This is a genomic window from Methylomonas sp. LWB, from assembly GCF_001856095.1.
Classification (GTDB): Bacteria; Pseudomonadota; Gammaproteobacteria; order Methylococcales; family Methylomonadaceae; genus Methylomonas; species Methylomonas koyamae_A.
The window spans coordinates 25,220-47,789 of record NZ_MKMC01000012.1 but is presented as its reverse complement, the minus strand read 5'-3'; the positions used below and the strand labels follow the sequence as shown (position 1 = coordinate 47,789).

General features: G+C 55.1%; 16 protein-coding genes. 6 read left to right on the top strand and 10 right to left on the bottom strand.

Going from position 1 to position 22,570, the window contains the following annotated elements:
- The first annotated feature begins 201 nt into the window (after nucleotides 1–201).
- From BJL95_RS06075 to BJL95_RS06065, 3 genes are all read left to right on the top strand, one after another.
- Nucleotides 202–2,472 (top strand): CHASE2 domain-containing protein, encoded by a 2,271-nt coding sequence (locus BJL95_RS06075; RefSeq protein WP_071156286.1) that lies wholly within the window; start codon nucleotides 202–204, stop codon nucleotides 2,470–2,472.
- A 78-nt stretch (nucleotides 2,473–2,550) separates the two neighbouring features.
- Nucleotides 2,551–2,991 (top strand): FecR domain-containing protein, encoded by a 441-nt coding sequence (locus BJL95_RS06070; protein ID WP_064027217.1) that lies wholly within the window; start codon nucleotides 2,551–2,553, stop codon nucleotides 2,989–2,991.
- A 12-nt stretch (nucleotides 2,992–3,003) separates the two neighbouring features.
- Nucleotides 3,004–3,597: an OmpA family protein gene (locus BJL95_RS06065; protein WP_071156284.1), complete on the top strand. Its 594-nt coding sequence runs from the start codon at nucleotides 3,004–3,006 to the stop codon at nucleotides 3,595–3,597.
- Between the two features lie 87 nt (nucleotides 3,598–3,684).
- Here the strand turns inward: BJL95_RS06065 and BJL95_RS06060 are convergent, their stop codons facing one another.
- The 9 genes from BJL95_RS06060 to rpsB all read right to left on the bottom strand — a co-directional run bounded on the left by BJL95_RS06060 (nucleotide 3,685) and on the right by rpsB (nucleotide 11,927).
- Entirely contained in the window at nucleotides 3,685–4,395 is a 711-nt protein-coding gene (locus BJL95_RS06060) for a DsbC family protein (RefSeq protein ID WP_064027213.1), read from the bottom strand.
- Between the two features lie 61 nt (nucleotides 4,396–4,456).
- Nucleotides 4,457–5,821, bottom strand: coding sequence for an RIP metalloprotease RseP (gene rseP / locus BJL95_RS06055; RefSeq protein WP_071156282.1), 1,365 nt, complete (start codon nucleotides 5,819–5,821; stop codon nucleotides 4,457–4,459).
- Between the two features lie 2 nt (nucleotides 5,822–5,823).
- Nucleotides 5,824–7,008, bottom strand: a complete 1,185-nt coding sequence (gene ispC / locus BJL95_RS06050; RefSeq protein WP_071156280.1) for a 1-deoxy-D-xylulose-5-phosphate reductoisomerase — start codon at nucleotides 7,006–7,008, stop codon at nucleotides 5,824–5,826.
- On the bottom strand, nucleotides 7,005–7,928 hold the full coding sequence (locus BJL95_RS06045) for a phosphatidate cytidylyltransferase (protein ID WP_064030545.1): 924 nt from the start codon (nucleotides 7,926–7,928) through the stop codon (nucleotides 7,005–7,007). The genes ispC and BJL95_RS06045 overlap by 4 nt, the downstream gene beginning before the upstream one ends.
- 38 nt (nucleotides 7,929–7,966) lie before the next feature.
- A complete protein-coding gene (locus tag BJL95_RS06040; RefSeq protein WP_071156278.1) occupies nucleotides 7,967–8,731 on the bottom strand; it encodes an isoprenyl transferase in 765 nt (254 codons plus the stop codon).
- Between the two features lie 12 nt (nucleotides 8,732–8,743).
- Nucleotides 8,744–9,301 (bottom strand): ribosome recycling factor, encoded by a 558-nt coding sequence (frr, locus tag BJL95_RS06035; protein ID WP_064030541.1) that lies wholly within the window; start codon nucleotides 9,299–9,301, stop codon nucleotides 8,744–8,746.
- Between the two features lie 5 nt (nucleotides 9,302–9,306).
- Nucleotides 9,307–10,026, bottom strand: a complete 720-nt coding sequence (pyrH, locus tag BJL95_RS06030; protein ID WP_064030539.1) for a UMP kinase — start codon at nucleotides 10,024–10,026, stop codon at nucleotides 9,307–9,309.
- Between the two features lie 141 nt (nucleotides 10,027–10,167).
- Nucleotides 10,168–11,052 (bottom strand): translation elongation factor Ts, encoded by an 885-nt coding sequence (gene tsf, locus BJL95_RS06025; protein WP_064030537.1) that lies wholly within the window; start codon nucleotides 11,050–11,052, stop codon nucleotides 10,168–10,170.
- Nucleotides 11,053–11,183: 131 nt separating this feature from the next.
- Nucleotides 11,184–11,927 (bottom strand): 30S ribosomal protein S2, encoded by a 744-nt coding sequence (rpsB, locus tag BJL95_RS06020; protein WP_064030535.1) that lies wholly within the window; start codon nucleotides 11,925–11,927, stop codon nucleotides 11,184–11,186.
- A gap of 216 nt (nucleotides 11,928–12,143) precedes the next feature.
- On the opposite strand from rpsB, the gene map reads away from it, so the two are divergent.
- Nucleotides 12,144–12,956, top strand: a complete 813-nt coding sequence (map, locus tag BJL95_RS06015; RefSeq protein WP_083385702.1) for a type I methionyl aminopeptidase — start codon at nucleotides 12,144–12,146, stop codon at nucleotides 12,954–12,956.
- A 5-nt stretch (nucleotides 12,957–12,961) separates the two neighbouring features.
- Entirely contained in the window at nucleotides 12,962–15,592 is a 2,631-nt protein-coding gene (glnD, locus tag BJL95_RS06010) for a [protein-PII] uridylyltransferase (protein WP_071156275.1), read from the top strand.
- A 5-nt stretch (nucleotides 15,593–15,597) separates the two neighbouring features.
- Here the strand turns inward: glnD and BJL95_RS06005 are convergent, their stop codons facing one another.
- The gene (locus tag BJL95_RS06005; RefSeq protein WP_071157002.1) at nucleotides 15,598–16,818 is read right to left on the bottom strand and encodes an FAD-dependent monooxygenase; all 1,221 of its coding nucleotides are present in this window, start codon (nucleotides 16,816–16,818) and stop codon (nucleotides 15,598–15,600) included.
- A 269-nt stretch (nucleotides 16,819–17,087) separates the two neighbouring features.
- Between BJL95_RS06005 and BJL95_RS06000 the strand changes: the two genes are divergently transcribed.
- Nucleotides 17,088–22,568, top strand: a complete 5,481-nt coding sequence (locus tag BJL95_RS06000; protein ID WP_071156273.1) for a glutamate synthase-related protein — start codon at nucleotides 17,088–17,090, stop codon at nucleotides 22,566–22,568.
- Nucleotides 22,569–22,570: the final 2 nt, after the last annotated feature.

The window sequence follows — 22,570 nt, the reverse complement described above, 5'->3', positions numbered from 1 at the left end:
CAGGGCCGTCGCTCGCCCATTGGGTTAGGCGACGTCTCCCCGGCTGTTTGGCGCGGAGCCACGCAAAAATCTCGGCCCGGCCTACAGACGCGCCAAAACCGCAACCACGAATGTTTGCTTGCAACGCGAACCGCGACGAAATACCAAAACGCTGTCCGCTGACTATAATCGGCAGTGATTCTTCAAACTTTCTCCGCATCGATGCCAAGACGGCTAAGCAAGCAAACGCCCATCGCGCTAATCCTGGCCGCCGCGATAGTGACCTTGACCTGGACCGACGCCGCTTGGCGACTGGACCGCTGGCTGTACGACGCCTGTTTGACTTGGCTGGCCAAGCCCGCTTCCGCCAATATCGTCATCGTCGAAGTCGATCAGCGCAGTCTTGGCACGCTGGGGCGCTGGCCGTGGCCTCGCGATATCCACGCCAAGCTATTGCGCAAATTGGCCGCGGCCCGGCCCACCGCGATTGCGCTGGATTTTGTGTTCTCCGAGGCCGATGCCGAGCACCCCGAAGCGGATGCCGAGCTATCCATGGCCTTGCGAAACAGCGGCCCTGTGATTCTACCGGTCATCATCGAAAGCAACGCCGATTCCCTGGTCGAAACCTTGCCGATCGCTTCGTTTCGCTCGGCGGCGATTCTGGGCCATGCCAACTTGGAAATAGACAAAGACGGGGTCGGGCGCGGCCTGCTGTTATGGAGCGGGCTAGGCGCCGCTCGTTGGCCGGCGATGGCACTTGCAGCCTATGCGGTCCGCTATCCGGACGCTTTGAAAGCGTCGACCGGCGCGCGGACAGGCAATAATCCGGCGGGCGTCGCCACCGGATTGGCCGGCGATTATCGGGTCGGCTTGCCGTTTTACGACACCAGCACCGACTTCGTCCGGGTGTCTTATGCCGACGTGCTGTCCGGCGCCGTGGCCGACCGGGTTTTCAAGGATAAATTCGTCTTGGTCGGCTTGACCGCCGCCGGCATCGAGCGAGAATTACCGGCCCCGCTCGCGGTTGGGAATCGGCCGCTAAGCGGTGTCGAATTTGTCGCGGCCGGGCTGGACGCCTTATTGAAACAGAAATTTTGGCAAGAACTGCCGTGGCTCTGGCAGTGCGGTGTGGCACTGCTGCTGACCGGCTTGACCGTCGGTGCTGGCGCTTGGGCACCGGCGCGCTGGCTGCCGCTGGTCGTAGCGGCCTTTGCGGTTGGCACGGTCGTTCTCAGTCTGTTGTTGTTGGCGTTCGGCGGCTATTGGTTTGCACCGGCAGCCACCGTCACGGTCGTATTCCTCAGCTATCCGCTGCGCAGCTGGCGCCAATTCGAAAAACTGCTGCAATCCTTGTTTGCCGAACGTAAACGGGCTTACATCACATTGAATGCGATTGTCGATGCTGTCGTGACCACGCGCGATAACGGCGAAATCGACTTCATGAACTCCCGCGCGTTGGATATGTTCGGTCCCAAGTTACTCGAAGCCGGCCGTAACATTGACCAATTATTTTCAGCACAAGCCGGCGGAAAGCTCTGGCTCCCTAGCGAGTTGATCGCCGAGAGCCGGAGCGGAAACGCGCCTCTCAAATTCGAACACTGCCGACTGACCGTTAGCGATCAACAAAGTGTGACCGCCAATTTGGTAGTGGCACCGTTGTTCGGCAGTCAAGGTGAAGCACTAGGCGCGGTGATTACGGTCAACGACCTTAGCGAGCGCATGCTGATGGCAAAACTCTTGCTTAAAAAAGCCGAGGAGTTTAGCGAGATTCGCGAGTCCATGGATCGCGTCGAGCAAATGAGTACCGCCAAAAGCCAATTCATGGCCCAAATCGGCCACGAACTGCGCACACCATTGAACGCGGTGATCGGCTTTGCGCAGTTGCTGCAAATGGAAGACCCCGAGCACCCGCTGGCCGCCGAACATCTAGAAGCCGCAAACGAAATATTCAAGGCCGGCATGCACTTGCTGAATTTGATCAATGATTTGCTGGACTTGGCCAGAATCGAATCCGGAAAGCTGAGTCTGAACCTGACCACGGTCGAACTGACAACCCTGTTGGACGACTGCCTGGCCTGGATCGCACCGCTCGCCAACCCGAACGCGATTGTCGTAGAGCTGGCCAACCCGCTGGCCCCGACGACCTGTCTCTACGCCGATGCCGGCCGCGCCAAGCAGGTCTTACTGAACTTTTTGTCCAACGCCGTCAAATATAACCGGCCCGGCGGCCGCGTCGTCGTGTCGACCCAGACCACCGACGCCGGCTACGTCCGCATCGCGGTGACCGATACCGGGCCGGGATTGAGCACGGCGCAACTCGATCGCCTATTCAAGTCATTCGAACGCCTGGATGCCGAACATAGCGGTATAGAAGGGACAGGCATCGGCTTGGCTATCGCCAAGCAACTGACGGAGCTGATGGCGGGACGAGTCGGCGTCAGCAGCATCCCGGAGGTTGGCAGCACGTTCTGGGCTGAATTTCCACGCGCATAAGCCGCAATGCTGTCTATACTTGCCCGCTAACCCACCGCGCTGTCTGCGCAAGGCTTTCGGACTTTCGAGAGGGCATCCATGAAAATCGTATTCTTGTGTTTGATCTGGCTGAGCTGTGCCGCCGGCTCGGTCCGGGCGGAGCAATCGGCCATCGGTTACGTCAAAACGGTCGCCGACGCGACGGTGATTGTCGAAGGCGATCTGCAAATTCCGGCTGTATTAGGCTCGCCGATTAGAGTCGGTCAAGTCATCAAAACCGACGAGCGCGGCGCGGCCGGAATTACGTTGAAAGACAACACGGTACTATCGATAGGACCGAACACCGAACTGGAGATCAAGGCCTACCAATTCGAACCGCAACAAGAGCGCTTGGAACTGAACGCCAGCTTGCTGAAAGGCACGCTCCAATACATTTCCGGGGTTATCGCCAAACTCAAGCCCGAGGCGGTAACGCTGAAAACGCCGTCCGGCGTCATCGCGGTGCGCGGTACGCGGTTTCTGGCCAAAGTCGATCCATAAGCGGGAGCAGCCATGACTATCAATCGAATGAAACCCTTAACGCTGCTGCTGACCGTCGCGCCAATGTTCGTCGGCTGTAGCTCGTCGTATCTGGTGTTGTTGGAAGATCACGACGGCAGTACCGGCCAGGTCGTGTTCAAATCGGCCGACGGCGAAACGGTGTTGGACCGCGCCGGATCCGCAACCCGCATCGACCGGAAAGGGGACGTATTTCAGGCCGACCAAAAACAAATTGAATCAGACTTCGGCCGGGCACTCGGCTCAGAGCCGGTCAGGCCGGAAGTATATCTGCTGTACTTCGAAACCGGCGGTACCCGCTTGACGGCGGAATCGGCGGCGCAGTTGCCTAAAATCATTGAATCAGCGCGCCGTCACCCGGCCGCCGACATTTCCATCATCGGCCATACCGACACGGTTGGCGCGGCGGCGGACAATGAGACGCTGGCGAAAGAACGTGCCGAACAAGTGGCTAAGCTATTTGGTGCCGGACAGTTGGATGTCAAGGAAATTGCGGTGACTTCTCACGGTGAGAAAAACCCGCTGGTAAAAACCGCCGACGAAACACCGGAACCGAAAAATCGGCGGGTAGAAGTTACAATACGCTAAGGTAGCGAGTCTTCTTGAAAAATTTTAAAGTGGTCTAAAACCCGCTAAACGGTCGCTTAGCGGGAGTTTGGCGAGCAAACCGCCGGCTTATTCGCTGGACAGGATTTTGGCGAGCTGGGCTGCCGGCACGTACCCCGGTAATACGTTACCTTTTTCGGTGACAATCATCGGCGTGCCGTTCATGCCGAATTCCTCGCCCAAAGCCATGTGATTGTCGACCGGATTGTCACAGGCCTTGCTATCCAGATTTTCGCCTTTCTTGGCAGAGGTCAGCGCCTTGTTACGATCGGGCGCGCACCAGACCGACACCGCTTTCTTATAGGAATCCGAACCTTTGCCGGCCCTGGGGAAAAACAGGTAGCGTATGGTGATGCCCTGCGCCTGATATTGCTCCATCTCGGAATGCAGTTTCCGACAATAGCCGCAATCGATGTCAGTGAACACCGAGACCTGATGCTTAGGCGATTCGGGCTTGAAAATAATCATATTTTTCTCGCCGACTTTGTCCAGCGCGTTTTTTCTGGCGCCGGCCTGCTTGGTTTCGGTGATGTTTTTCTTGGCCTCGGCATCGAACAACTGTCCTTGCAACAAATACTTACCGTCTTCCGAGGCATAGAAAATATTGGCGCCCATCGTCACTTCGTATAATCCCTTGATTTCAGCCGGCGTGATTGAATCGACCTGTCCGGACGGCATGAATTCGGTCAAAGCTTTCTTGATGGCGGCTTCGTCGGCGGCCGCGTTCGCACTGATCGCGGCCGAAGCGGCAATCACCAGGGTTCGAAACAATGTTTTCATGGAATAGTCCGAGGGATGGGAAAGAAAGCGGTTGACTCGACGCGGCGCGAATCGTTCCAAGTTATTGGAACAATCGATCGATATCCAAAAACATCGCCAGCGCCATCAGCATCATTAGTAAAAACATGCCGACTTGTTGAAAATACATTTGGATCTTGTCCGGCAACGGCCGCCCGCGCAGGGCTTCGACCAGATAAAACAGCAGGTGGCCACCATCCAGCACCGGTACCGGCAACAGATTGAGGACGCCCAAGCTGACGCTGACCAAACCGAGAAACTTCAAAAATGCCGTTAGGCCCATTTCCGCCGACTGACCGGCATATTGGGCAATACTGATCGGACCGCTCAAATTATCGACCGAAGCCGAACCCACCAACATTTTGCCCATCATTTTCAGCGTCGCGGTCGCGTAAAACCAGGTCCGCTCCAAGGCCAACGGCGCCGCTTCCCAGGGGCTTTTAGACGACTTGACCAATACCGAATCGCTCAATTCCTTCGGAATGTAGACGCCCGCGCCGATCTTGCCGATCTCCCGGCCGTCGTCCTGATGTTCGCGGCGCGGCGTTAGCGTCAACGGCAGAGTTACGTTGTCGCGCTCTATCAGCAACTTGATCGGTTGATCCGGTCGAGCCTGCACATAATCAACCCACTGTTGCCATTCGCCGATCGGATTGCCATCGGCGCTAAGGATCAGATCGCCGCTCAACAAACCGGCCTGCTTGGCGACACCGTCTTCAAGCAGTTTACCCACTACCGGCTTGACGACCGGCATCCACGGCTTTAGGCCCAGGCGTTTGTGTAACACTTCCGGAGAGTCGACGTCGCTGGGCTGTAATTGCAACTGTCTGACCTGCCGGCTATCGTCGCTGGTTTTGACCGCGACGTCGATTTGCGTCTGACCGTCGATGGCCAACGATAGCACGGCATCCAAGGCATCCATCCAGGTCGGGGTGTCCTTGCCGGCCACGCCGACGATTTCTTCGCCAGCCGTGAAACCGGCAGCGGCCGCCAACGAATCCGCTTCGACACCGCCAATCACAGGTCTAACGCCGACTTCGCCCAGCACCAGCACGGTCCAAAACAAAACCACGGCCAGCGACAGGTTAGCCAACGGGCCGGCCGCGACTACCGCTGTTCTGGCCCACAAGGGTTGACGGTTAAACGCATAGGGTAAATCCTCGGGACTCACCTCGCCTTCGCGCTCGTCGACCATTTTGACGTAGCCGCCCAACGGTACGGCGGCAACGACGAACTCGGTGTCATGGGGCGATTTACGCCAAGTCCAAAGTGGCTTGCCGAAACCGATGGAAAAACGAATCACTTTGACACCGACTTTACGCGCCACCCAGAAATGACCGAATTCGTGAAATGCGACCAGAACCGCGATGGCGACGATGAAATAAAAGACGGTGTGCAGAGTATCCATGGTTAGGCGGTCAATTCGGCAATGATGTCGTTAGCGACTTGCCTTGCTTGACTGTCGGCCCGCAGGATCAGTTCCAAACTATCGGCGCTGTCCGCTTGAAACCTCGCCATGCCGCGCTCGATAACTTTGGCGATATCGGTGAACTTGATTCTTTCGTTCAAGAACGCGTCGACCGCGACTTCGTTGGCGGCATTCAACACGGTCGGCATGATACCGCCGGCCTTGATCGCTTCGTAAGCCAGGCGTAGGCAGGGGAAGCGGTTTAAATCGGGCTGTTCGAAGTCCATGTGCTTAACCTCGAAGATATTCAGCGGCGCGACGCCGGAATCGAAGCGTTCCGGCCACGCCATCGCGTAGGCGATCGGCGTACGCATGTCCGGGTTGCCCATTTGCGCCAATACCGAACCGTCGACGTAATCGACCATCGAATGGATGATGCTTTGCGGATGTATTACGACTTGGATCGCATCCGGGTCCATGTTAAACAACAAACAAGCTTCGATCAGCTCCAACCCTTTATTCATCATCGTCGCCGAATCGACCGAGATTTTCCGGCCCATATCCCATTTGGGATGCGCTACCGCCTGTTCGGGCGTGACGGCATCCAGATCGGCGATCGGCGTTTGCCGAAACGGTCCGCCGGACGCGGTCAACAAAATACGTCGGGCTTGCTTGGCGGTATGCCCGGTCGTGTAACCGGCCGGCATGCATTGAAAAATGGCGTTATGTTCGCTATCGATCGGCAACAGCGTCGCACCGGAGTCGGCGATCGCTTGCATAAAAATCTGCCCGGACATCACCAAGGCTTCCTTGTTCGCCAATAACACGGTTTTTCCGGCCTTGGCTGCCGCCAGCGTCGGCAACAAACCGGCCGCGCCGACGATCGCGGCCATGACCGCGTCGACGCTATTCAGCGTTGCCACGGTTTCCAGCGCCTCGGCGCCGGCCAGCACGGTCATGTCAGCGATCGGCGACCCGGCGATTTTGGCTTTAAACGCGTCGGCATTGGCCGGGTTGGCGACGACCGCGTAATCAGGCTTATGCACCAGACATTGCTGATACAGTGCTTCGATGTTGCCGTTGGCGGTCAGCGCGACGACGCGATATTGATCGGAATGCCGCGCGACGACATCCAGCGTGCTGACGCCAATAGAACCGGTCGCGCCCAGTATGCAAATACCTTTCATGAGTAAAAAATCCGGCCGATCAATAAAATACCCGCATAGAAGAACGGTGTCGCGGCGACGATGCTGTCTATCCGGTCGAGCACGCCACCGTGGCCCGGCAACAAGCTGCCGCTATCCTTGACGCCCTTGCGGCGTTTGACCAAACTGAAAAACAAATCGCCGTAGATCGAGATCAAAACGGTGAATACCGACAGCATCAACATATCGAAAAACACCAATTCGTCCAGGAACTGCATCATGCCTTCCTGAGCTTGCGCCGATTCGGTGGAAATGGTTTTACCGTAAATAAAGAAGCCGATTCCACAGACTACCGCCGAGACCAACGCACCGTACATGCCTTGTATGGTTTTGCCGGGGCTGATCTCCGGCGCCAATTTGTCGGTGCCCCATTTTTTTCCGGCGAAATAAGCGGAAATATCGGCGGCCCAGATCAACAACAATAAGTAGATCACCATGCCGGACCCGTAATAGGCGCGCAGTTTGCTCAGGAACATCCAGGCCGACATCAACACCAACCAGCCCAGGAAGGCTTGCAGGCGCGGCGAAAATTGGGCCGTCAATAGCTGCGGCCCAGTCTGGCGTATCAGCACCATGGTCAGAATCCAAAACAACACCGGCGCGAACACCAACCATTCCAACACATCGGAATAATCTTTGATTTCCGGCCACTCCATCGCTTCGCTGAGCAACTCCAGCAATTCGGTCCAATAAGTGACGCCGAACATCGGCACGAGCATTGCGCCGAAAAACAATAGCTTACGCCCCAGGCTATCGACGCCGGTCAACGCCAGCCATTCCCAAGCGGCGATAAAGGTAATGATGGCAATAAATAACGAAAACAATAGGGCAGGTAATTTGAAGACGGCAACGATAACCAGTGCCGCCAACACCGAGGCGGTTAAAACGCGTTTCAATAACATGAGCTGATTTTCTTATACTTATGGTTATGGAAAAATCCCTAGCGCACTTTTTGAGCAATGACCTGCTCGCCAGTGTGCCCGAAGCGACGTTGCCTGCCCTTGAAGCTGGCGATCGCTTTATCGAGCGAGGCCTGATCGAAATCCGGCCATAAGGCGTCGGTAAAATAAAATTCGGTATAGGCCGATTGCCACAGCAGAAAGTTGCTGATGCGCTCTTCCCCGCCGGTGCGAATAAACAAATCCGGCTCCGGCAAGCCGGCGGTCATTAGATGACTATCGACCAACTCTTCAGTCACGTCGGACGCTTGAATGACGCCGGCCAAAACGTCGGCGGCTATTTTACGCGCGGCTTGGGTAATATCCCAGCGTCCGCCGTAATTGGCGGCTATCAGCAGGGTCAAACCGGTATTCCGAGAGGTCTGCTGCTCGGCGGCGGCGATCTTTTGTTGCAGTTTCTCGGGAAAGGCGTGCTTGTCGCCGATGATTTTCAAGCGGATGTTGTTCTTGTCCAGTTTGTCGACTTCCGATTGCAGCGTCGCCATGAACAATTCCATCAGCAAACTGACTTCGTCCTGCGGCCGGCGCCAGTTCTCGCTACTGAACGCGAACAGCGAGAGCACTTCAATGTGCTGTTTCGCGCAATATTCGACGATTTTTCTGACCGCCTTGACACCGGCGTGATGCCCCATGATTCTAGGCATCATCCGCTTCTGCGCCCAACGGCCGTTGCCGTCCATAATGATGGCTATATGACGGGGATTACCATTATCCACGACCGTTTTTTCGTTGCTGACAGCAGTCATTTCACCTCCCGATTACATCGAAAGCAGGTCGGCTTCTTTCTCTTCAAGATGCTTTTCCACTTCCTTGATGTATTGATCGGTGAGCTTTTGAATTTTATCTTCGGCCTGACGAGCGTCATCCTCCGAAATCAGCTTTTCCTTCAACGCGTCCTTGACCGCCGCATTGGCGTCTCGACGGATGTTGCGTATCGCCACCCGTCCTTGTTCGGCTTCGTTTTTGACGATCTTCACCAGATCGCGGCGGCGTTCTTCGGTCAGGGCCGGCAACGGCAAGCGTATCACCGTACCTTGAGTGGCGGGATTCAATCCCAATCCAGACGACAATATGGCTTTTTCAATAGCGCCGACCATGCTTTTTTCCCAGGGTACGACTTTCAGGGTACGCGCGTCTTCGACGGTAACGTTGGCCACTTGGGATAGCGGCGATTCCGAACCGTAATAAGACACGCTGATTTGATCCAGCAGGCTGGGATGCGCCCGCCCGGTCCGAATTTTACTGAAGGCTTTCTGCAAAGCCTCTATGCTCTTCACCATTCGGCTCGCGGCATCTTGTTGAATATCGCTGATCATTGTTATTAATTCCTCACGATTAGAGAGCCGATGTCTTCGCCGCGCATCAGGCGCATCACCGCTCCCGGCTCAAAAACATTCATGACCCGCATGGGTAAATTGTTGTCCCGGCATAAGACCAAAGCCGTGGTATCCATCACGTTCAAACGCTGGTCTATGGCTTCGTCGTAGGTCAAACGCGGGTAAAAAACCGCATCGGCCACCTTGTTGGGATCGGCGGAATACACACCCTTGACCTTGGTCGCCTTGATCATCAAATCGGCGTCGATTTCGATCGCGCGCAGACTGGCCGCGGTATCGGTGGTAAAAAACGGGTTGCCGGTACCGGCCGCGAAAATCGCCACCCGGCCTTTTTCAAGGTGACGCACGGCCCGGCGCCGGATGTAATCCTCGCAGACCTGATTAATTTTCAACGCCGTCATCACCCGCACCGGCTGACCCAGGTATTCAAGAGCGTCCTGCATCGCCAAGGCATTGATCACGGTTGCCAACATACCCATTTGATCGCCGGTCACCCGATTCAGGGATTCCGACGCCTTTTCGCCGCCGCGCAGAATATTGCCGCCGCCAATTACCAGCCCCACTTGCACGCCGGCGTCGCATAAATCCTTCACTTCGAGGGCTAAGCGTTGGACGATATCCGGATCGATACTGCCGCCCTTCTCGCTCATTAGGGCTTCGCCGCTCAACTTCAGCAAAATTCTTTGGCAAATCATTTGATTCATAATCGAACGTCCGTCGGGAGTTTCAGTTAAAGCAACGAATTGTAGAACATAACCGCGTCGAGTCCCCTCGACGCGCGAACTAAGCGTAAGTTCGGGCGGAAACCGTTCTTGGCTCGGTGCCGGTTTCCGCCTCGGCGCGGCCTAGCCTCTAACTTGCGCCATAACCTCGGCCGCGAAATCTTCTTCTTTCTTCTCGATGCCTTCGCCAACTTCGAAACGAGCGAAGCGTACCGCCGAATTGCCTTTCTCTTTCAAAAGTTGGCCGACGGATTTGCTGTCGTCCTTAATAAAGGCTTGGCCTTGCAACGTAATTTCCGACAAAAACTTGTTAATGCGACCTGAAACCATTTTTTCCACGATGTCCGCCGGCTTACCTTTGATTTTCTCTTCTTGCTGCGCCAAGAAAATTTCTTTCTCTTTTTCAAGGGTTTCCTGTGCAACTTGATCGGCGGAAATGCAAATCGGCTTGCTGGCGGCAATGTGCATCGCAATGTCTTTTCCCAATTCGGCATCCGCTTTTGCCAACTCGACGATAACGCCGATTTTGCTACCGTGCAGATAAGCCGCTTGACCGCCATCGGTGGTGGTGTATTTGACAAAACGGCGCACGGTGATGTTTTCGCCAATTTTGGCGATCAATGCCCGCCGGGTTTCGTCCAAGCTGACGCCCGTACTCAACAACATGGCTTGCAAATCTTCGTCGCTATTGACATTGCTGTTCAGCAAGCTGTTGACCACATCGCTGGTGAATCCGATAAAGTCTTCACCCTTGGCCACGAAATCGGTTTCGCAGTTGACGTCGGCCATCACCACGGTTTTGCCGTCTTCGGAGACTTTGACGCCGATAATGCCTTCGGCCGCGATACGGCCGGACTTTTTATCGGCCTTGGCCAAACCTGCCTTACGCATGTTTTCGACTGCCAATTCCATATCGCCGTTGGCCTCGACCAGGGCCTTCTTGCATTCCATCATGCCGGAACCGGTACGCTCACGCAGTTCCTTGACCATCGCCGCACTTATACTCATCGTTATTTCCTCAAGTTTATTAACTAAAAAAACGCCTCACTAAGGAGGCGTTTAAAAGACATACGGTACCGGACGCAAATCAAGCACCCGGGAGGGTCCGGCGACAGGGCCGGACACTATCGAAAGTTTGCTTACGCTTCCGCTACGACTTCTTCGACGAAGTCGTCGGACTTGCCGCCGGCATCCATCCGCAAGGCTTTAGCTTCCAAAATCGCCGCGGCCGCACTTTGGCAATACAGGGTAACGGCGCGTATCGAGTCGTCATTACCGGGAATGACGTAATCAATGTTGTCTGGAGAGTTGTTCGAATCGACAACGCCAACCACTGGAATGCCCAATTTCTTGGCTTCCATAATGGCATTTTTTTCGTATCCGACATCCAAAACAAAAATCGCATCGGGTATGCCGCGCATATCCTTAATACCGCCCAAGCTACGCTCCAGTTTATCCAGCTCGCGCTCCATGCCCAGGGCTTCTTTTTTGCTGAAGCGTTGATACAGTGTGCCGTCGGCTTTCATCGCTTCCAGTTCCTTCAAGCGATTGATCGATTTCTTAATGGTCTTGAAGTTGGTCAACATGCCGCCCAACCACCGATGGTTGACATAAGGCATGCCGCAACGCGCCGCTTCTTCAGCCACGACTTTACGGGCAGCTTTTTTGGTACCCACGAACAATATGGTACCTTTATTAGCGGTCATTTGACCTAAATAGTTCATCGCATCGTTGAACAACGGCAAGGTGTGTTCCAGATTGATGATATGAATTTTGTTACGAGCTCCAAACAAATATGAAGCCATTTTGGGGTTCCAGTAACGGGTTTGGTGACCGAAGTGCACACCCGCTTCCAGCATTTGACGCATTGACACTGCTGCCATTTACTTCTCCTAAAATTGCCGAATAATTCGGCGTTGGGTTACGCCTCCACTGATCCCGACCGGTGACCCGACTTTTCTAAAAAGGCGAGCACCCCACCGATCGTGTCGATAAGTGTGAGTATTGGTTACTTGGTGAACTTACCTTTATACCATGATCGCGTTTTCCCAACAAGCTTAAACCTGCTAGACTGCGCTGCCTTAGCGGCGCACTCCGCGATGCGATCCGGCGCAGCTCCTTGTTTTTTCAACCATTACAACCCTCGAATGACTATCAGCATTAAGAACGCCGACGAAATCGCCAAAATGCGCGTGGCCGGAAAATTAGCCGCCGAAGTACTGGAAATGATTGCACCGCATGTCGTTGCCGGCGTGACCACCGAAGCGCTCGATAAAATTTGCCATGATTACATCGTGGACGTTCAACACGCCGTACCGGCACCACTGAATTATCGCGGCTTTCCGAAATCGATCTGCACGTCGGTCAATCACCAAATCTGCCACGGCATTCCGAGCGAAAAGAAACTAAAAAACGGTGACATCGTCAATGTCGATATCACGGTCATCAAGGATGGCTACCATGGCGACACCAGCAAAATGTTTTGCATCGGCGATGTCAGCCCGCACGCCAAGCGCCTGGTGGACGTCACGCGCGAATGCCTGATGCTGGGGATTGCCGAAGTCCGCCCCGGCAAGCATTTTGGAGACATTGGGCATTCGATTCAAAAACATGCGGAGGCCCATCGTTATTCGGTGGTCAGAGAGTTCTGCGGGCACGGCATCGGCAAACAATTTCACGAAGAACCCCACGTCATGCATTTCGGTAAGCAGGGCGAAGGTGCGATGTTCGAGCCAGGCATGATTTTCACGATAGAGCCGATGATCAACCTCGGCAAGCGCCACATGAAAATCCTCGGTGACGGCTGGACCGCGGTTACCAAGGATCACAGCCTTTCAGCACAATGGGAACACACGATTCTGGTCACCGAAACCGGCCACGAAATACTCACCCTGAGGCAAGAAGAGCTGTGAAAGGCATGTGGTTTTCCGAAAACGACTTTCTGAGTTGTTTCGGCGAAGAGAATCCGGTTGCCTCGTTCAAAAGCGCCATCGCCAAGGAAAACGCACATTTAAAGCTTCGCTTCAATCCCGACAAAGCAACCACCGGACTACTGACCGAGAAAGCCCATTTCATCGACAACTTGCTGCAAGCCTGCTGGAAGCACTTCATGGGAGCTTGCGATACTCACCACGGCTTGGTGGCGACCGGCGGTTACGGGCGCGGCGAACTGTTCCCCTACTCAGACATCGATATATTGGTACTACTGGACCCTGCTTGTGCCGAAGATTATCGGGAAGCCGTCGCCGGGTTTGCCAACTTCCTTTGGGACATTGGCCTAAAACCCGGACTAAGCACCCGCAGCGTTGCCGAATGTCTACAAGCCGCGGCAGCCGACCAAACCGTGTTTACCAGCTTGCTGGAGATGCGTCTGATCGCCGGCAGCACAACGTTATTCGAAACCTTGAAACAGCAAGTAAATTCCGACACGCTCTGGCCGTCCGAAAAATTCTTTCCGGCCAAACTCAGCGAACAAGAACGCCGCTACGCCAAGTTTCACGACACCGCTTACAATCTTGAACCCAACATCAAGGAAGGCCCCGGAGGCCTGCGGGATCTGCAAGTCATCAGTTGGGTATTCAAACACCACTACAAAGCCGCGTCGCTACGCGAACTCATCAAATACGGCTTTCTACCCAAATCCGAATACGACAATCTGATCACTGCCCGCGACATACTCTGGCGTTTGCGATTTGCGCTGCACAACCTGACCGGCCGCTGCGAAGACCGTTTGCTGTTCGATTATCAACGCGAGCTCGCCGCCCAACTCGGCTATGTCGACGCGAACGACCAGCCGGATGTCGAGCAATTCATGCAATTTTTCTTCAAGACCGTCGTCGATATCGAGCGACTCAACGAAATGCTGTTGCAATTGCTCAACGAAAAACTGATCAGCAACAAGGAAAGCTTGAATCCGATCCCGATTACCGCGAATTTTTCGTCGATCGACGGCTACCTGGAGGCCTCCAACAAAGATGTTTTTCAAAAACAACCGCTGGCGTTACTGGAAATATTCTTGATTTTGCAACAATCGCCGTCGCTAAAAGGTATCCGCGCCAGTACGATACGGTTAATCCGAAAAAGCTTGCCCTTGATCGACGAAGAATTCCGGCAAAACAAGCGCGCCAACCGTTTGTTTATGGACATACTGCGACAACCGCGCGGCATCACCCACCAGCTCAAGCGCATGAACCGCTATGGGATACTGGCGGCCTACTTGCCGGACTTCGCCAATATTGTTGCCCGCATGCAGTACGACTTGTTTCATATCTACACGGTCGACGAGCATACGCTGTTCGTGATTCGTAACCTGCGCCGCTTTTCGCTGGCCAAGCACAACAAGGAATTACCGTTTTGCAACAATATCTTCCTGCTGATTTCCAAGCCGGAAATTTTGTATATCGCCGCGTTGTTTCACGACATCGCCAAAGGTCGCGGCGGAGACCATTCGACATTGGGTGAAACCATCGCCCGCCAGTTTTGCCAACAGCACGAGCTGCCCAGCTCAGACACCAAGATCATCACTTGGCTGGTTCGCAACCATTTGCTGATGTCCATGACCGCGCAGCGCAAGGACATCAGCGATCCCGACATCATTCACGACTTCGCGCTGCATGTCGGCAGCATCGAATATCTGAACTACCTGTATCTGCTGACGGTAGCCGACATTAGGGCGACCAATCCCAGCCTTTGGAATGCCTGGAAAGACGCGTTACTAAAAGAACTGTATATTTCGACACATCAGGCGCTGCATCGCGGTCTGCTCAATCCGATGGCCAGATCGGAACGCCTTGAGGAAAACCGCAAGGAAGCCCGAGAGGAATTGATAAAGCTCGGTTTATCGCCGACATCGATAGAACGTTCTTGGCAACACGTCAGCGACGATTATTTTTTACGATACTCCGGCGACGAAATCGCTTGGCATACGGTCGCGATTGCCGCCTGCCACGACCACGAATTGCCCCTGGTGCTGTTGCGCCCGCAAACCCTGCGCGGCAGCGCGGAAATCTTCGTGTACGCCCGCAACGAAGTTCAGATTTTTTCGATCTGCACCGCGACGCTCGATCAATTAGGCCTCACCATCCTCGACGCGCGGATCATCACGACCGCCGACCAATACGTCCTGAACAGCTTTCAAGTCTTGGAACAGTCCGGCAAACCGATTACCGATTTGCACCGGGAGGTGCATATCTGCACATCATTACGTCACGGACTGCTAACCAAGACCGTCAAATCATCTAAAAACATCCACAAGCAATCGCGGCAAGCCAAGCATTTCCCAATCAAAACCACGCTGACCTATCTGGAAAATCCGTCGCATAAACATACGATACTGGAATTGGTAACAACCGACAGAGCCGGTTTGTTGTCGACGATCGGCCGCGCCTTTACCGAACAAAACATCCAGCTGCACGACGCGAAAATCACCACAATAGGCAGCCGAGCCGAGGATATGTTTTACATTAGCGCACTGGACGGCACGCCCATTACCGATCAGCACCAGCGACAAGCGTTGCGCGATACCATACTGCAACTACTGAGCGGCTAAATGCGCTAACCCAATAACAAACGTTCGCCGCGAGCCAATTTTGGCAGCCGACCTTCCAATCCCATCGCCGCCCTCATCACCTTATTCCGAGCCGGAGAGATACGTTGCGCCAACCCGAGGCCCAAATTACGTAAAACCTTTAAAGGCAAGATGTCGTTGCTAAACGATTGATAAAACACATCCATCACCGTCATCATTTTCAGATTTTCGTTACGGCGCATCCGTTCATAGCGCTGCAATACGGCCGAATCGCCGATCGCCTTGCCCTGTTTGCCGACTTCGATCAGCACTTCGGCCAGCGCGGCGGCATCCAACAAACCGATATTGACGCCTTGACCCGCCAGGGGATTGATCATGTGCGCGGCATCGCCCACCAAGGCGACGCCTTGCTTGAAGTAATGCTGTGCATGTTGGCGCCGTAACGGAAAACTGGCGACACCCAACACTCGCTGGATTTCCCCGAGACAATCCGGGAAGGCTCCCGTCAGTTCGCGCTTCAAGTCTTCGACGGGCAATGCCTGCAAACGCTTAACTTCGTCGGGCGAGTTATACCAAACCAGAGACGCAAAATGGCCGGTCAGCGGCAGGAAAGCTTGCGGTCCGGACGGGACAAAGCGTTGCCAGGTGATATCTTGTTGGGGATATTGAGTCTCGACGTAGATCACCAGCGCATGCTGGTTATAATCCCAACTGGTGACCCCTAGCCCAACCGCTTGCCTAACCCTGGAATGACCTCCGTCGGCCCCGACCAACATGTTTGTGGCGATTTTGGCGCCATCGGCCAACGTCAATTCCGTCCGTCCGGCTAGATAGTCGATAGCCTCGATCGAACACGGCGCGAGCAGCTCGATATTGGCGAAATCCGGCAAGCGCTCCAGCAAGGCCAACTGCGTGACGCGATTTTCGACAATGTAACCCAACTCCGACGCATTGATATCCTTACTGTTGAAGGTGGTGTCGCCCGCTGTTTCCCAAACGCGCATGCGCTGAAAAGGGCAGCATCGCTTGGACTCGATACCCTGCCAAGCGCCCACCATCTCGAGTATGGTTTTGGACGCAATACTCAACGCCGACACTCTTAAATCGTGCGGTTGTTCCGGCGCAAACGGTTCCGGCAAACGGTTTTCGAGCAGAGCCACCTTCAAGGCGCTACCGCCCAGACAGCAGGCGACCGCCGCACCCACCATTCCGCCACCCACAATTACTACATCGTATTGTTGTTTCATCATTTTTTATAGTGTGTTGCCGTTTATGCAATGGATTTGAAGCCGGCTTGGCCGGCCCCAGGAATGACAGGCTCTAGCGCGCATGGTATCATTGGAAAGTTTCACCAACCGAAAGCCACCTTGGCCAACGAGAACTGGTTGCGACGACTAGCGCAAAGCGAACTTCTCAAATATAGTGACTCTATCACGCGGTCGATTTAAAAACCATAAACCTGCCGGCAGGCCACTTCGGGTGGTTCATTAATCAGGAAGACAGGATCTGGATAGCTATGAATACACACGCCCAGAAAAACAACACATTCATGCTCTACGACGCGGACTTATCGCAAGACAGTTGCGGCGTAGGCTTCATCACGCGCAAGGATAGCAAACAGACTCACGAGTTATTGCTGAAGTCACACGAGGCCTTATGCACGATCCCGCATCGCGGCGGCATGAGCGCCGAGGGCATCGGCGACGGCGCCGGCGTGAATATCGACCTGTCTTTGAAGTTTTTCCGCAAGGTCACCGGCGATGCAACGCTGGAACTGGGTCAATTCGGCGTCGCCAACTTCTTCTTCCCGGAAGATCACGCCCATTACGATTCCGAAGCACAAAAATTGGTCGAAGAACATCTGAAGGAATTCGATCTGCCGGTCATCAAGTGGCGTGAGGTGCCGGTCGACCATTCGGTATTGAATACAGCCTCTGTCAAGGCTCAACTACCTATCAAACAACTGATTTTCGGCCGCCCCGCATCGTTGAAGGATGCTAGCCACGAGCTGTTCGAAAAACATATTCAGCAAGCGCTCCTGACCATCGAAGTCGACGGTTTCGGCCGCCCGGAATTGCGCGGATTTTATCCGCTATCGATGAGCTCGCGCACCCAGGTTTACAAAGGCCGCCTGAATTCGTTTGAAGTTATCCCATACTTTATCGACCTATACGACGCCGACCACGAAATCAGCACGCTGTTTTTCCACACCCGCTTTTCGACCAATACCGCGCCGGCGACGATGATGGCCCAGCCGTTCCGCTACATGGCCCACAACGGCGAGTTGAATACCGACAAGAAAAACCGTCTCAGCGAAAACGCCATTGCCCGGCAAAATAACAAACACATCGTATTTCCGTGCGGCCAGTCCGATTCCGGCCGCCTCGACCAAACCCTGACTCGCCGCATCAACGAAGACGAACTCGACATCGTCACCGCGATTCTGGCGATGATGCCGCCAGCCTGGGAAAACGACCCTACTTTGTCCGATGACGTGCGCGCGATGCTGGAATATTTCAGCTTGTACGAAGAGAAAAACGACGGTCCGGCGGCACTGATCTTCAATGACGGCGTCCGTGTCGGCGCTCGCCTCGACCGTCTCGGGCTACGCCCGTTACGTTCGGTGGAAACCCAAGAATATTTGGCGGTGATGTCGGAGGCCGGTCAGATCGATTTCCCGCCGGAACAAGTTCTGCGCCGCGGCCGGATCGAAGCCGGCGGGATGCTGTATTTCGATCACGGCACCGGCGAGTCGTACAACAGCCATCAGGTCATGGAACGCCTGGCGAAACAGAAAGATTACAAAGCCCTGTTGGCCCAGCGGTGCGTTCACATGAACGAACTGCCGAAAGTCGAATTGTCCGAAATCGGCAACGACCACGAACTAAACATTGATCAACGCCATACCGCCTATTCGCTGAATCAGGAAAGCTTCAAATTCCTGCTTGATCCGATACTGCAAACCGGTTTGGAAAAAGTGTCCGCGATGGGTTACGGCCTGACTCCGAACGCGCTCAGCGCGGCCGAAGGCGGCATGTCGCGCTATTTTAGCCAACGTTTCGCCCAAGTCACCAACCCACCGTTGGATTCGTTGCGCGAGAGCGACGGTATGACCCTGCGCGTCGCGCTGGGTGCGAAACCTACCTTCGCGCCGCCGACCAGCAAGCAATTGATGGTCGACTCGCCGATCCTGCAACGCACCCAGCTTGAGCAAATCCGTCGGCAAAACCAAGTTAAAACCGTCACCCTGGACGCGCTGTACACCCCGAATTTCGACGATGCCGACCAAAACGAGCTGGCTCTGGAACAAGCCCTGCTCGCGGTGTGCGAACAAGCGGAACAGGCCGCGCGCAACCACACCGGCATCATCATCCTTAGCGATGCCAATATCGGCAAAACCAAGGCAGCGATCCCAGCCCTACTAATGATCGCCGCCGCCAATCAGCATTTGGTCAAACAAGGCTTGCGCTTCAACTCGTCTATCGTCATGGAAACCGGTCAAGCCGCCAGCCCGCACGACGTTGCGACGATACTGGGGTTCGGAGCGTCGGCGATTTGTCCGCTAAGCGTTCATAACCGGGTGATGACCGAATACGGCGACGAGGCGGGCCGCAAGAAAGCCTTGTACAACTTCCAGAAAGGCGTCGAAAAATCGCTGATGAAAACCATGGGCAAGTTCGGATTGTGCACCGTGGAAAGCTACATTGGCGGCGAGTTCTTCGAATCCAACTATCTGGACACCGACGAGCCGAAACTGAACGCCTACTTCCCCAACATCAACTCGTCTGTCGGCGGCGTGCGCTACGCCGACATCGCCGCCAGCAACACCGAATGGCACCACAAGGCGCTGTCGGTGCAAGGCGAGAACGACATTCCGTTCCTGGGCCTGTTCAAGGAACGTCAGGACGGCGCCGGCCACACCTTCGGCAATACCGCGGTACGCGAATACATCGCGATGACCGACGAACCTATTTTATATATAGCGCGGGAGCAGGCTAACGAAGCGAGCGACACCGCTTACCGCGATTTCGGCTACGATAAACGCACGCCGGAGCAGATCGACGCCTTCGGCATTACCCCTGCGTATCGCAGCTTCGCTCGCAATTTGACGCTGGAACGCGCCAATCGCCCCGCCGCGTTACGCGATGTGATGGAGTTTCCGGTCGACATCAGCCTCGCCGACACCCAAGCCGAATTCGATCGCCTGTTGGGCAGCCAAAATCTGCTTGGCAACAACAATTTTCTGGTTCGGGGCCTGAAAGTCAACCAAATAGATAATTCGGTTTTCAATGTTAATTTTACTGAAAATAGCAGTAAAACCCGTCTGGAACCGCTAGCGGCACATCTGAAAGCCCGTTTCTCCAGCCAGGATTTCAGCATCAATATCGAAACGGATACGCTAAAAGTAGTGGTCAACGATGGCGACAGTTTGATCTACCGCTATTTGAGTAACGTCCGCACTGCCCGCGAGCGTCTGGATTTGAGTCAAGTCCAACCGGCTCACGAAATTACTCCGACGTTCGCCTCCGGCGCGATGAGTCACGGCGCCTTACTGGCCGAAGCTCACGAAGCCGTCGCCCAAGGCACCAATATCGCCGGCGCCATGAGCAACTCCGGCGAAGGCGGCGAACATTCCAGCCGCTTCGGCACCCTCCGTTCCAGCAAAATCAAACAGTTCGCGTCCGGCCGCTTTGGCGTCTGGGCCGGCTATCTGGCAGACCCTAATCTGGAAGAAATCGAAATCAAGATCGGCCAAGGCGCCAAACCCGGTGAAGGCGGTCAATTGCCCGCGCCGAAAGTGTCGGTCGAAATCGCCGCACTGCGCGGCGGCACCCCCAAAGTCGAGTTGGTCAGCCCGCCACCCCACCACGACACTTACTCCATCGAAGACTTGGGTCAATTGATTCACGACGCCAAAGCCGCTCGTGTCCGCGTGGTCGTTAAACTGGTGTCGTCGGAAGGCATAGGCACCATCGCGGTTGGCGTCGCCAAAGCCGGTGCCGACGTCATCAACGTCGCCGGCAATACCGGCGGCACCGGCGCGGCGGCGGTCACCAGCTTGAAAAACACCGGCCGTTCGCCGGAAATCGGCATTGCCGAAGTGCATCAAGCACTGGCCGTCAACGGCCTGCGCGATAAAGTGATCCTGCGTTGTAGCGCCGCCCACCAAAATGGCGCCGATGTGGTCAAATCCGCGATACTCGGCGGCGACTCCTTCGAGTTCGGCACGACCGCGCTGATGATGTTGCGCTGTGTGATGGCGAAAAACTGCAACATTCGCTGCCCGGCCGGCCTGACTACCGCGCACGAAGAATTCAAGGGCGATCCGCGCGTGTTGGCGCAATTCTTTATGAATTTGGCCCACGAAGTCCGCGAGATCCTCGCCGACCTGGGCTACACCAGCCTGAAGGAAATTCGCGGTAAAACCGAATTGCTGCATTTGATCGACCACCCAAGCATGGTTGGTCAAATTCATCTGCAAAAATTGCTGGCGGAAGTGCACGAAGTCAAAATAGCCCAACCGGTCTATCTGGAAAAAGACTTTGCCATCGACGACCGCATTTTCCCGCAAGTCAAAACCGCGTTGTTCCAGCAAGGTCTGAAGCAAGTCGTTATCGAAGGTGACGAGTTCAAACTCAACAACCGCAATAAAACCGTCGGCGGCCAAACCGCGATCGACCTGGAGCGCTTTTTGGCCTACGAAATGAGCGCCGAGCAAGTCGCCGCCTCCAAAATCGTTTACACCAACCAGCACGGCCGCCGCTATCTAGCTGACGACACGATCATCGTCCGTACCCACGGCTCCGCGGGCCAAAGCTATGCGGCCTTTAATAACGACGGCATGCGAATGGAACACACCGGCACCTGCAACGACGGTGTCGGTAAAACCGCGTGCGGCGGAGTTATCGTCATCAAATCGCCCGGTGGCGGGTCTAAGCTGCCCGGCGAAAACGTGCTGATCGGCAATTTCGCGTTATTCGGCGCATCCGGCGGCAAAACCTTCATCAACGGCGAGGCCGGCGACCGCTTCGCGGTGCGCAACTCCGGTGCGATGGCCGTCGTCGAAGGCGTCGGCGACTTCGCTTGCGAATACATGATCAATGGCGCGGTGTTGAATTTAGGCGGCTTCGGCAAAGGTTTCTGCACCGGCATGTCCGGCGGCAATGCCTACCAATACGACCCGGAAAATCGTCTGGAAGACCTGTACGACGCCACGTCCGTGTCTATCCACGGCCTCACCGACGGCAGTGAGCTCGCGGCCAGCCATGAACAGTTCGTTCTGTACATGCTGGAACAACATATCGAACACACCGGCTCGGAAAAAGCGAAAACGATTCTGAACAATTGGACAAACGAGCGCCAGCACTTCAAATTCGCGCTGCCGTTGTGGTTGAATCGCACCCAAACTGCTGAGTTTCTCAGTAAATCGATGGATCGCAAGGCCATGATCGAGGAATTATCGGTCGCGCTCGCCCAGCAGCAAATCGAGCAAATCAAACAGGCTTACACCCTTGATAAGGCCCTGTTCGATGGCGCGATTCCCGCTTACGGCGAAACCGACGGCGAATTGACCTTGAAATTGATCAATAGCTACGCTGTCATCGACAAGGCGCAACAACTCGCCCGAGACCAGCTCCAAAAAGCAGGGCAAACCGCCACGCCGGCACAGGTCGATCAACAGGCCCGCAAACTGGTGATGGAACGGCCACGCAAGTTACAAGACGCGCTGATCAAAAATATCCGCGAGGCCTATAGTCAATACGACGACGGTCAATTAGCGGCATTGATGGCGGCAAAGCGCCTGAACGATTACAAGACCACGCTGATGCTGCGCGATGTACAAAGCATCTACTCGATCGGTTCGACTGCCTGGATCATCGAGCAAGACCGTGTCAATCGCGCGGCATTGGTCAACTTACCTTCGGTCGACAAAAACCTGGCCAGCCTGGAAAGCCTGACCATCGTTCAAAACATGCTGGAATGCGAGGCAGCGTAACC